The sequence below is a fragment of the Nonomuraea fastidiosa genome, assembly GCF_042751225.1.
Classification (GTDB): domain Bacteria; phylum Actinomycetota; class Actinomycetes; order Streptosporangiales; family Streptosporangiaceae; genus Nonomuraea; species Nonomuraea fastidiosa.
In genome coordinates, this window is record NZ_CP170570.1 from 3038951 (window position 1) to 3050690 (window position 11740).

Annotated in this window: 8 protein-coding genes, 1 tRNA gene and 1 pseudogene; 6 read left to right on the forward strand and 4 right to left on the reverse strand. The window is 69.0% G+C overall.

All coding sequences use genetic code 11. From position 1 onward, the window contains the following. Window positions 1-111: 111 nt before the first annotated feature. From gyrB to ACFMQL_RS13870, 5 genes and pseudogenes are all read left to right on the forward strand, one after another. Window positions 112-2055 (forward strand): DNA topoisomerase (ATP-hydrolyzing) subunit B, encoded by a 1944-nt coding sequence (gene gyrB, locus ACFMQL_RS13850; protein WP_364064631.1) that lies wholly within the window; start codon window positions 112-114, stop codon window positions 2053-2055. A gap of 18 nt (window positions 2056-2073) precedes the next feature. After that, window positions 2074-4572, forward strand: a complete 2499-nt coding sequence (gyrA, locus tag ACFMQL_RS13855) for a DNA gyrase subunit A (RefSeq protein ID WP_364064633.1) — start codon at window positions 2074-2076, stop codon at window positions 4570-4572. A gap of 323 nt (window positions 4573-4895) precedes the next feature. Next, a pseudogene (locus tag ACFMQL_RS13860) lies at window positions 4896-5270 on the forward strand (DUF3566 domain-containing protein); the annotation flags it as partial. Window positions 5271-5400: 130 nt separating this feature from the next. After that, window positions 5401-5474, forward strand: a tRNA-Ile gene (locus ACFMQL_RS13865). A gap of 65 nt (window positions 5475-5539) precedes the next feature. After that, on the forward strand, window positions 5540-6139 hold the full coding sequence (locus tag ACFMQL_RS13870) for a class I SAM-dependent methyltransferase (protein ID WP_378785845.1): 600 nt from the start codon (window positions 5540-5542) through the stop codon (window positions 6137-6139). Between the two features lie 177 nt (window positions 6140-6316). On the opposite strand, the gene ACFMQL_RS13875 is transcribed toward ACFMQL_RS13870, so the two are convergent. Then, the gene (locus ACFMQL_RS13875) at window positions 6317-7519 is read right to left on the reverse strand and encodes an aminotransferase class I/II-fold pyridoxal phosphate-dependent enzyme (RefSeq protein WP_378785846.1); all 1203 of its coding nucleotides are present in this window, start codon (window positions 7517-7519) and stop codon (window positions 6317-6319) included. A gap of 159 nt (window positions 7520-7678) precedes the next feature. Here ACFMQL_RS13875 and ACFMQL_RS13880 point away from each other — a divergent pair, with 159 nt between their 5' ends. Further along, complete coding sequence (locus ACFMQL_RS13880; RefSeq protein WP_378785847.1) at window positions 7679-8299, forward strand: FMN-binding negative transcriptional regulator; 621 nt, start codon at window positions 7679-7681, stop codon at window positions 8297-8299. A gap of 1137 nt (window positions 8300-9436) precedes the next feature. Here the strand turns inward: ACFMQL_RS13880 and ACFMQL_RS13885 are convergent. The 3 genes from ACFMQL_RS13885 to ACFMQL_RS13895 form a co-directional block, all read right to left on the reverse strand. After that, window positions 9437-10153 carry a hypothetical protein gene (locus tag ACFMQL_RS13885; RefSeq protein WP_364064646.1) on the reverse strand — a complete coding sequence of 239 codons (717 nt, stop codon included), beginning with the start codon at window positions 10151-10153 and terminating at the stop codon, window positions 9437-9439. A gap of 221 nt (window positions 10154-10374) precedes the next feature. Continuing rightward, the gene (locus tag ACFMQL_RS13890; protein WP_378785848.1) at window positions 10375-11232 is read right to left on the reverse strand and encodes a hypothetical protein; all 858 of its coding nucleotides are present in this window, start codon (window positions 11230-11232) and stop codon (window positions 10375-10377) included. A gap of 38 nt (window positions 11233-11270) precedes the next feature. Continuing rightward, window positions 11271-11552 (reverse strand): GNAT family N-acetyltransferase, encoded by a 282-nt coding sequence (locus ACFMQL_RS13895; RefSeq protein ID WP_378785849.1) that lies wholly within the window; start codon window positions 11550-11552, stop codon window positions 11271-11273. Window positions 11553-11740: the final 188 nt, after the last annotated feature.

Genomic DNA, 11740 nt, shown 5'->3' on the forward strand with positions numbered 1-11740 from the left:
CCCTGGGTGACCGCGCATCGGGGCACTCACGACGGTGACGGGCACGGCAGGGGCAGCTTCACGAGTTGATCGCCTCCCCCGCCGCGTGTCCGCGGCAGGAGGATTTCGCAGTTGTCCTACGACGCTAGCTCAATCACCGTACTCGAGGGGCTTGAGGCGGTTCGCAAGCGCCCGGGTATGTATATCGGCTCCACCGGTGAGCGCGGCCTGCATCACCTCGTCTACGAGATCGTCGACAACGCGGTGGACGAGGCACTCGCCGGCTACGCCGACAGGATCGACATCACACTGCTTCCCGACAACGGCGTACGCGTGGTCGACAACGGCCGAGGCATCCCCACGGGCATCCACCCGGTCGAGGGGATCTCCGCGGTCGAGCTCGTGCTGACCACGCTGCACGCGGGCGGCAAGTTCGACAGCCAGTCCTACGCGGTCTCCGGCGGTCTGCACGGCGTCGGCTCCGCGGTCGTCAACGCGCTGTCCACGGCCATGGACGTCGAGGTCAAGCAGAACGGCCACTACTGGCGCCAGCGCTACGAGATGGCCAAGCCCCTGGCCCCGCTGGCCAAGGGCGAGGAGACCGACGAGACCGGCACGTCGATCACGTTCTGGCCCGACCCCGACGTCTTCGAGACCACGACCTGGAACTTCGAGACGCTTTCGCGCCGCTTCCAGGAGATGGCCTTCCTCAACAAGGGCCTCAAGATCACCTTCACCGACGAGCGGCCCGACCACATCAACGGCGAGCCCAAGCGGGTGGAGTACTACTACGAGGGCGGTCTGGCCGACTTCGTCAAGCACCTCAACTCCAAGAAGGAGCCGGCGCACGCGTCGATCATCTACTTCGAGGAGGAGGGCGACGGCATCGCGGTCGAGATCGCGATGCAGTGGAACAACTCCTTCACCGAGTCGGTCTACACGTTCGCCAACACCATCAACACCGCCGAGGGCGGCACCCACGAGGAGGGCTTCCGCGCGGCACTGACCTCCATCGTCAACCGCTACGCGCGTGAGCAGAAGTTCCTCAAGGAGGGCAAGGACGACAACCTCACCGGTGAGGACGTCCGCGAGGGCCTGACCGCGATCATCTCGGTCAAGCTGTCCGACCCGCAGTTCGAGGGGCAGACCAAGACCAAGCTCGGCAACACCGAGGCGAAGTCGTTCGTACAGAAGGCGTGCAACGACCACATCCGCGACTGGTTCGAGCGCAACCCCGGTGAGGCCAAAGACATCATCAACAAGTCGCTGCAGGCCTCGCGCGCCCGTATCGCCGCGCGCCAGGCGCGCGACCTGACCAGGCGCAAGTCGCTGCTGGAGCAGGGCAGCGGGCTGCCCGGCAAGCTGGCCGACTGCCAGTGGAACGACCCCGAAAAGTGCGAGCTGTTCATCGTCGAGGGCGACTCGGCCGGCGGCTCGGCCAAGGGCGGCCGCGACTCGCGCTACCAGGCGATCCTGCCCATCCGCGGCAAGATCCTCAACGTCGAGAAGGCGCGGATCGACAAGGTCCTGAAGAACAACGAGGTCCAGGCGCTGATCACGGCGCTGGGCACCGGCGTGCACGACGAGTTCGACATCAGCAAGCTGCGGTACCACAAGGTCATCCTCATGGCCGACGCCGACGTCGACGGCCAGCACATCAACACGCTGCTGCTGACGCTGCTCTTCCGCTTCATGCGGCCGCTGATCGAGGCCGGGCACGTCTACCTGTCCTGCCCGCCGCTCTACAAGATCAAGTGGGACCGCAAGGGCGAGGAGGCCTCCTACGCCTACTCCGACGCCGAGCGGGACGCGATCATCGCCGAGGGCATCGCCAACGGCAAGCCCGACCCCAGGCCGCGGGACAACGTCCAGCGCTTCAAGGGTCTGGGTGAGATGAACGCGGGCCAGCTCTGGGAGACCACGATGAACCCGGAGACCCGGCTGCTGCGTCTCGTCACGCTGGACGACGCGGCCCAGGCCGACGACCTGTTCAGCGTGCTGATGGGCGAGGACGTCGAAGCGCGGCGTGACTTCATCATCCGCAACGCCCGCGACGTGCGCTTCCTCGATGTTTAGTCAGAAGGACCTTTACCTGTGACGGACGTGAATACCACTCCCCCGGCCGATCGCATCGAGCCGGTGGACATCCAGTCCGAGATGCAGCGCAGCTACATGGACTACGCGATGTCTGTCATCGTGTCCAGGGCGCTGCCGGACGTACGCGACGGTCTCAAGCCGGTGCATCGCCGCGTGCTCTACGCGATGTACGACGGCGGCTACCGTCCCGACCGCGGCTACTTCAAGTGCGCCCGCGTCGTCGGCGACGTGATGGGTACCTACCACCCGCACGGCGACACCTCGATCTACGACGCGCTGGTACGCCTGGCGCAGCCGTGGTCGCTGCGCTACCCGCTGGTCGACGGGCAGGGCAACTTCGGCTCGCCGGGCAACGACCCGGCGGCGGCGATGCGCTACACCGAGTGCAAGCTCGCGCCCATCGCCATGGAGATGCTGCGGGACATCGACAAGGAGACCGTCGACTTCCGCCCCAACTACGACGGCAAGTCGCAGGAGCCCGACGTCCTGCCGTCCCGCTTCCCGCAGCTGCTGGTCAACGGCTCGGGCGGCATCGCCGTCGGCATGGCCACCAACATCCCGCCGCACAACCTGCGCGAGGTCGCCGCGGCGGTCAAGTGGGCGCTCGAGCACCCCGAGGCCACCGACGAAGAGCTGCTCGAAGCCGCGATCAAGCTGGTCAAGGGGCCCGACTTCCCGACCGGCGCGCTCATCGTGGGCCGGCGGGGCATCGAAGACGCCTACCGCACCGGCCGCGGCTCCATCACCATGCGGGCCGTGGTCGAGGTCGAGGAGGACAAGGGGCGGCAGGCGCTGGTCGTCACCGAGCTGCCGTACCAGGTCAACCCCGACAACCTGGCGCTGAAGATCGCCGAGCTGGTGCGCGAGGGCAAGCTGACCGGCATCGCCGACGTCCGCGACGAGAGCTCCTCGCGGGTCGGCCAGCGGCTGGTCATCGTGCTCAAACGCGACGCGGTCGCCAAGGTCGTGCTCAACAACCTGTACAAGCACACCCAGCTCCAGGACACCTTCGGCGCCAACATGCTGGCGCTGGTCGACGGCGTGCCCCGTACGCTGCGCCTCGACCAGTTCATCCGCCACTACGTCGCCCACCAGATCGAGGTCATCGTCCGCCGGACGCGCTACCTGCTGCGCAAGGCCGAGGAGCGGGCCCACATCCTGCGCGCCCTGCTCAAGGCGCTCAACCGGCTCGACGACGTCATCGCCCTCATCCGGGCCTCCGAGTCCGCCTCCGCCGCACAGCAGGGCCTGATGGAGCTGCTGGAGATCGACGAGGTCCAGGCGCAGGCCATCCTCGACATGCAGCTGCGCAAGCTGGCCGCCCTGGAGCGGCAGGCCATCCAGGACGAGTACGACGCCCTGATGGCGCAGATCGCCGAGTACAACGCGATCCTGGCCAGCGAGACCCGGCAGCGCGAGATCATCAACGAGGAGCTGGCCGAGCTGGTCGGCCGCTACGGCGACGACCGCAAGACCGAGATCATCGCCTACGACGGCGACATGTCGATCGAGGACCTCATCGCCGAGGAAGAGGTCGTCGTCACCATCACCCGGGGCGGCTACGCCAAGCGCACCCGTACCGACATGTACCGCGCGCAGAAGCGCGGCGGTAAGGGCGTGCGCGGCGCTCAGCTGCGCCAGGACGACATCGTCGACCACTTCTTCGTCACCACCACCCACCACTGGCTGCTCTTCTTCACCAACAAGGGCCGGGTGTACCGGGTGAAGGCGTACGAGCTGCCCGACGCCGGCCGCGACGCGCGCGGCATGCACCTGGCGAACCTGCTCGCCATGCAGCCCGACGAGACCGTCATGGAGGTCCTCGACCTGCGTGACTACAACGTCGCGCCGTACCTCGTCCTCGGCACCCGCAGCGGGCTGGTCAAGAAGACCCGCCTGTCCGAGTACGACTCCCCCAGGTCGGGCGGTCTGATCGCGATCAACCTGCGCGAGGACGACGAGGTCATCGGAGCCCTGCTCATCGACGAGACCGACGACCTGCTGCTCGTCTCCAAGGGCGCGCAGTCCATCCGGTTCACCGCCTCCGACGAGACGCTGCGTCCCATGGGACGCGCGACCAGCGGCGTCATCGGCATGAGGTTCCTCGAAGGCGACGAACTTCTCTCCATGAATCGGATCGCCGACGGTCAAGACGTGCTTATCGCCACCGAGGGCGGGTACGCAAAACGGACGCCAGTGGAGCAGTATCCGGTCCAAGGACGTGGCGGTCGAGGCGTGCTTACTGCGAAGATCGTTGCATCTCGTGGCAAGCTGGTCGGAGCCGTCATGGTCAACCCAGAGGACGAGGTCTTCGCGATCACGTCCGCAGGCGGCGTGATCCGGACGAGCGCCGGTGAGATCAAGCAGTCCGGCCGCCAGACCATGGGAGTGCGATTGATGAATCTCGCTGAAGGCGACAGCGTGGTGGCCCTCGCCCGCAACGCGGAGTCCAGGGAGACTTCGGTCGAGAATGAGGAAGACGGGGGAGGAGAGTAACCCATGAGCGCCCAGGGTGGCACCGCCAGGACCACGGCGGCTTCGGGTAACGGACAACAGCCGAAGAAGCCCACAGACAACGAGATCTCCCACAGGGCGGACGACGGTAAGGACACCTCGCCCGCGCAGGGCAGACCCAGGCCGGGCCAGGAGCCCCAGCCGCACGCGGCGGGCTCCATGAGCCCCTCTGCGCCGCCTGCAGGCCCGCAGACGGAGAGCAACGACACCGTGCGCCTGCGCCCGTCGCTGGCCACGGAGGCCCCGCCGGCCCCGACACGTCCAGCAGCAAGAAGAAGTCGTCCGCCTCCTCGGGCCGGCTTCCTCGTAAGGCCCACCTGGTCCTGCGCCGCATCGAGCCGTGGTCGGCCATGAAGTTCAGCTTCGTGGTCTCCCTGGTCTGCTTCGTGGTGCTCTTCGTGGCGGTCGCCGTGCTGTACGGCGTGCTGTCGGGCCTGGGTGTGTTCGACTCGATCGTCGACCTGGTCAACCAGCTCGGCAAGGGCGAGCAGGGCCAGAGCTCCATCCCGATCGACATCGCCTCCTGGTTCGAGCCCGTACGCATCCTCGGCTACACGGCCCTGATCGGGGCGGTCAACGTCGTCCTGATCACGGCACTGGCCACTCTGGGTGCGGTCATCTACAACATCGCCTCCGACCTGGTGGGCGGTGTCGAGGTGACCTTCAGCGAGGCCGAGTGATTCCGGCTGCTCGCGCCGTGCGGCCCGCCCGTACGGTGCGAGCAGCCCGCCGGACACGGTAAGCTTTACCTCGTCCCGAACGAACGGTTCGCCTCCGGGAGGCGGATGCGATAACGTTCGGGGTGCGAGCGGGGCTATAGCTCAGTCGGTTAGAGCGCTTCCCTGATAAGGAAGAGGTCCCTGGTTCAAGTCCAGGTAGCCCCACCCAGTTCGAAGGCCATTTCCAAGCATCGGAAGTGGCCTTTTCGGTTTTCTGCGTGACTGGCCGGGTGACCACGTTTCCCCGGGTCGAATCTGACGAGCATCACCTGTCGTCCGCCCACGTGCTTCCTTTGCGATCGGCGTTTCTCGATCTGGTGCGGTCCGGTGACGGGCGGCGGTTGCTGGAGATCGGCGTGGGCACCGGCCAGGACAGCCTGTACTTCAAGGAGAGCGGCCTGGACGTCGTCGCCGTGGACCTGTCCCCCGCCATGGTGGCGCGGTGCCGTGAGAAGGGCCTTGAGGCGTTTGTCATGGACTTCCTGCACCTCGACTTCGCGCCCGAGTCGTTCGACGCGGTGTACGCGATGAACTGCCTGCTGCACGTGCCCGACAGCGACCTGCCGGCGGTGCTGGAGGCCGTGCGCGGGCTGCTGCGGCCCGGCGGGGTGTTCTTCTTCGGGGTTTACGGCGGGGGCGCGCTGCTGGGTGAGGGGCCCTACGACGGGGACGACCATGAGCCGCCCCGGTTCTTCTCGTTCCGGGGTGATGAGGAGCTGCAGGAGTTCGGGCGGCGGTTGTTCGAGGTTGTGGATTTTCACGTGGTGGGGGCGGGTAAGCAGCGATTCCAGTCGTTGACGCTGCGTCGGCCCGCCCGCGTGGGCGCTTAGGGCGGCCGGAGACGCCGCCCCGGGTGCAGGCCCTTGCGGTGGTGGGAGCGTGCGGGTTTTCGGGGCGGTCGTACGTGGGCGGTGGTGCGGAGGCGGTTGTGCTCCGTGCGGGGGGTTGCGCGGCCCCTGGGGGCGGTTGTGCTCCGTGCGGGGTGGTCGCGCGGCACCCCAGGTTAGCTAGCCGTAGCGGCCGGAGGTGGTGGGGGTGAGGGCGGTGGCCAGGGCGTCGGCCAAGGGCTCCAGGTCCTCCACGTCCAGCGTTGAGACCGTGAGGCGTAGGGCGGGCGGGGTGGCGATGCGGTTGCGGGCGCCGGGGGCGCAGGCCCAGCCGCGGGCCAGCAGCCGGGTGAGGGCGGTGGACTCGTCGGCCACCGGGATCCACACGTTCAGGCCGGTGCGGCCGTGGGCGCGGATGCCGCGCCGGGCGAGCGCGGTGACCAGGCCGTCGCGCCGTCGCCCGTACGAGGCCGCCACCGCCGCCGGGTCCACCGCGCCGGTGCGCCAGAGGTGGGCGACCGTACGCTGCAGCAGGTGGCTCACCCAGCCGGCGGCCAGGCGCTGCCGTCCACGTAGCCGGGCCAGCGTGACGGGGTCGCCGGTGACCAGGGCGAGGCGCAGGTCGGGGCCGAACGCCTTCGCGGTCGACCGGAGGAGCACCCACCGCGACGTGGCCCCGGCCAGCGGGTGCAGCGGCACGTCCACGAAGCCCGAGCCGTGGTCGTCCTCGATCAGCAGCACCTCAGGGGACGCCCCTAGCACCGCGCGCAGCTCCGCCGCCCGTTCGGCCGTCACGGCGGCGCCCGTCGGGTTCTGTGCTCGCGCGGTGACCACCACCGCGCGTACGCCCGCACGCAACGCCCGCCGCAGCTCGTCGGGCAGCGGCCCGTCGTCGTCCACCCGCACCGGCACCGGCCGCAGCCCGAGCACGGCGACGAGGTCGAGCAGCGCCGTCCAGCCCGGGTCTTCGACGGCGATGGCGTCGCCGGGCCGGAGCTGACCGGCGAGCACGCGTTCGACGGCATCGGGGGTGCCCGAGGTGACGGCCAGCGGTCCCGGCGGCACCCCGTCGGCGCGCAGCCGCTCAGCGGCCAGCGCCATGAGCTCGTCGTCGTCGCCGGTGCCGTACATGGCGGGCCGCTCCTCGTGCGCCCGCGCGGCGGCGGCAAGAGCGTCGTGCAGCGACGGCAGCAGGCGGGCGTCGGGGTTGCCCTGGGACAGGTCGCGCACCCCCGGCGGCACCTCGACGCGGATCTCCTCCCTGAACGTGCTCGCCGGCCGCGCCCTGACCCGGGTGCCGCGCCGACCGGCGGTCTCGATGATGCCGCGCTCGCGCAGCAGGCGGTAAGCGGCCGCCGCCGTGCCGGGGCTGACACCCGCCATGGCCGCCACCTCGCGCACCGGGGGAGCGTGGCCCCAGGCGGCAGCCGCCCTTCGGACACGGCGACCTCGACCCCGGCCGCTATCTCGCTGGCCGTCGAACCGGCGATCAGATATGTTTCTGGCACAATGCTCATTATGTACTAGTACAAAGAGGTTCGCATGCTGATCCACCCTTGGGACGCGGCCAGGACCGACGACGAGTGGCGCACGTGGCTGCGTACGCGCGATTTCGGGCAGATCGCCGCCAACGGTGTGGACGGCGCGCCCCCGGTGGTGGTGCCGACCCACTTCCTGTACGACGGGCACGATCAGGTGCTGCTCCACCTGGCCCGCCCCAACCCGATCTGGCCCGCCCTTGAGGCCAACCCGGTGGCGGTCGTCAGCGTCTACGACGACTACGCCTACATCCCCACAGGCTGGCGGTCGGACTCCCCCGAGACGGGCGTGCCCACCAGCTATTACGCCTCCGTGCAGCTCATCTGCGAGGCCGAGATCGTGGACGACAAGGAGGGCAAGGCCGACATCCTGCGCCGCCAGCTCGCCCACCACCAGCCCGACGGCGACCACGGGGAGGTGGCGGCCGACTCCGGGCCGTACCACAGGCAGCTCTCCGGCCTGCGTGGCCTGCGGCTGCGGGTGACCGACGTACGGGCCAAGTTCAAGTACGACGATCACAAGCCGGCCGAACTGCGTGATCGGGTGGCCGTCGGCCTGGCCGCCCGTGACCTTCCTGGGGACGCCGCCGTCCTCGCTCAGCAACATCGTCGCCGCACCTCCTGACGGGCATCATGGCCGTCCGCGACCGTCAGGAAGCCGGTGACTCACAAGCTGTGGATAACCAATGACTCTTGTGGATAACCCGTTTTCGCACCCCCGTGCGAGAGCCTCATCCACAGCCCGTCGCGCCCGCGTTCGCCGCCCTTGCCCGCACCCTCGTTCGGCGCCGTCCCCGCCGCCGGTCCCGCAGCCCCGCGCTCACCAGCGGTTATCCACATTTCCCCAGGTCAGGTGTGTGTTCTAGGTCACCGGTACGGCCTCGACCGGACGACCCAGAGTGCCCAGGACCGGCCATACCACACTGAAAAAGTCGCCGGTACATAACGTTCCAAATCACCCCTTGTGCCCAGGGCGTCCGGGCGGGTTCCGCCGCCGTCCACCGCACCCCTCACCCTGTGGATGAACGTCGCTCCTGTCGCCCCCCTCAAGCCAATGGACGGCGGGCCGAGACCGAGTCCCCGCAGAGCGTTCCCGGCCCGCCATCCACACCCCACCGCCCCCAGCTCAGCTCAGTGCCTCCAGCGCCGGCGTTGTGCGCGATGGTGCTCACCGCGCCATACGCTCCCAGCGCCATACGCTCTCCGCGCCATACGCTCTCTGCGGCCGCCACAGCTCGGCATCCGGTGGCCGGCATCCACAGGCAGCCGCTCCCCTGTGTGACGTTCACAGGCGGCCGTCCTTCACCGGAGTCACACCCGACCGTCCCTACGTGTCCACGGCCGGTCGTCCGCCCCCGTGTGCAACGGCCGGTCGTTCCTGCCCCGGCGTCCACGGCCGGTCGTCCTCGTCTCGATGTGCAACGGCCGGTCGCCCCGGCGTCCACGGCAGGCCGTGCCTACCCGGTGTCCACAGGCGGCCCTGTCCACCTGGTGTCCGCCCCTTGCCGTAGTCGGTGAACAGGCCGGTCAGCCGGGCGCTGGGGGTGGCGCCTCGCGACTGTGGGTGCGAAGTCCGAGCTCGCCCGCGCTGTCTGCGCGGGGTCCGACTTTGTGTGATGTGTACTGGCCGTCTCCCCCCCCGGATATCCACAGCCGGCTGTCCCCCGTACAGCGTTCGCAATCGGCTGTGCCCTACCCGGCGTGCACAGGCCGCCGCTTCACGGGCGGCGTCCACAGCCCGGCACGCCGGGTCGTGCTCACGTCACCAGTTCCAGTACGACTTGGCCTCCGAGTTCCACGTCTTCGGGTAGAACTGGTGGATCTTGAACGCCATCCCCTTGCCGCGGGCGATGTACTGATCCCGGTCGAGCTTCCGCTTGATCGGCTTACCGGGGCTGCCGTTGTTGTCCCACCAGGACTCCCACTGCTTGATGCAGGTCTGCTTGCCCAGGTAGCGGTTCGAGCAGGAGGCCGGCGGATACCAGATCTGGGTGTGCCCGAAGTCCACGACCTTGCCCGAGGACTGCTCGGTGATCGTGCCCCACGCCTTCAGGCAGTAGCCGGTGGATGGAATGGTCCACTTGACGTAGTGCTGCGGCCCCGACGTGGCGAAGGTCTTCAGGTTCTTGCAGTTGACGTCGCCGATCTGCTCCTTGGTGACGCGGAGCTTGTAGTACGTTCCATTGTCCCGCCACCCGTCGAGCATCAGCCAGTCGCCCGAACGGACGAACTTCTCCGCGTACGACGGCGGCCACTTCTTCGGGTCGCCCCAGCTGATCTCGGACGTCGTCGACGACAGCGGCTTCCACGCCCACTGCCCGCCGACCTGCCCGCCCGACCAGTGCTGGCCTGCCCGGCGCTTGCCGAACATCGAGTACTGTCCGTAGTTCTCGGCCGCCTGTGCGGGCACCGTGATCCCAGCGAGCCCCGTGGCCGCCGCCGCCCCCACGACGGCGACGGCCCGTGCGCATCTCCTCATGTTCCTCACCGCCAGCACGTTAGCGATGACGGCGCGTGCCGTAGCACAGATCAAAAAACCTCGAACCATGGCAAAGCGGTCGTCTGTTCGGGGCGAGGTGACCTCCGGCTGGGGCTGAAGTAGACGCGAAGACCGGCCGCCGCCTGGACGACAGCCGCGCGTACGTCTTCACCGCCGGGCCCGCCGCGAGCCCGGCGATGCGCGCCCGCACCCCCAGTGAGCTAGCGGACCGGCTTCAGCACGCCGTCGAGGCGTACGACGCCCTCGCCGTACTTGTCGTCGAGCCGCCGCTGCAGCTCCTCGTCGGCCACCAGGACGCCGGCGACGACCTGCTCCTTCACGATGTCCACCGAGGCCGAGACGAAGTCCGAGCCGAGCTCGCCGCTCAGGGAATCCTGGATCTCGCGCAGCTCGGCCTCGCTGCGCCGGGCCTGGCTGACGCAGAGCGCGCCGCCCCAGGTCTGCCTGATCCACGCCTCCCGGCCGGCCAGGTCGCCGGTGAACTTCACGTTCAGCACCAGCTTGGTGGGGTCGTTGGCGTACTTCTGCGCCATGTCGGGATCGCTCTCGTCGTAGCCGGGGATCGCGTCGAGGTAGCTCTGGTCCAGCCACACCCCGCCCACGCCGTCCGCCTCGTTCAGCCGCTGCTGGGTCGTCTCCAGCGCGGCCTGCGTGGCCTTGGCGGGATCGACCGGCCGCCAGCCGCCCTCGGGAGCCGGGCACGGGGAGCCGAAGCGCGGCTCCTCCTTCTGCCCCGAGGTCGCCGGTCCCGGCGGTTCGGTGAGCGTGAGCTTGGCGCCGTCCCAGGTGCCGACCACGCGGTACTGGCCCCACGTGGTGCCGCCGTGGCTCTCGTGCCGCACCTTGGACCAGTCCCAGCCGACGACGTCGGGCCCGCTGCACTGGGGCGGCAACGATTCGGCCACCGTGCTGCACAGTTGCGGCCCGTGCTCGGGGCTTTCCAGGACGGTGACGGAGTCGGCCGCGTACGTGACGGGCTCGGCGGTCGTCGTGTCACCCCCGCCGCAGGCGGTCAGCGCGAGCAGGGCGGGGAGGGCGAGTAAGGGAAGGCTCCGCATGACCTCCATCACGTACGCGGACCGGAAAAGGTTCCGCCTCACGTGCCGTGGAAGCCCTCGGCGCGGCACCAGCCGAGGACGTGCTCCCCCAGCGCCCGCCCGGCGCCCTTGCCCTGGTGCGCGGGATCGACGATGAAGGACGCGGTGGCCACGTGCGCTCCCCGGCCAGGCCGGTTGGGGCCCATCTTGGCCGAGCCGACGATCGTGCCGGCGTCGTCGGCCGCGACGACGGTCTTGCCCGGAGGCGGCTCCATCCACCAGGAGCGGGCCTCTTCGAGGGTCTGCCGCTCCGAGTAGGGGTACGTGCGCCCCGCCGCCATGATCTCGGCATAGAAGGGATAGATGTGCGGCCAGTCCTCGGTCGCGGCATCTCTGATGATCAGCGTACGATTCCACCCCCGCGGTACGCCGTCGAGATCGGCGATACAGGATAAGCCGCGAGCTACCGGGTCACGCACCTGCTTTATCGCGCTGGTCGTAGACGGCGAGCACGACGGGGGCAAGATCG

Coding starts and splice junctions, on each gene's coding strand:
- ACFMQL_RS13875 (WP_378785846.1), bottom strand. CDS start 7,519: ATGGCGGGTGTCAGCCCCGGCACGGCGGCGGCCGCTTACCGCCTGCTG.
- ACFMQL_RS13880 (WP_378785847.1), top strand. CDS start 7,679: ATGCTGATCCACCCTTGGGACGCGGCCAGGACCGACGACGAGTGGCGC.
- ACFMQL_RS13885 (WP_364064646.1), bottom strand. CDS start 10,153: ATGAGGAGATGCGCACGGGCCGTCGCCGTCGTGGGGGCGGCGGCGGCC.
- ACFMQL_RS13890 (WP_378785848.1), bottom strand. CDS start 11,232: ATGCGGAGCCTTCCCTTACTCGCCCTCCCCGCCCTGCTCGCGCTGACC.
- ACFMQL_RS13895 (WP_378785849.1), bottom strand. CDS start 11,552: ATGGCGGCGGGGCGCACGTACCCCTACTCGGAGCGGCAGACCCTCGAA.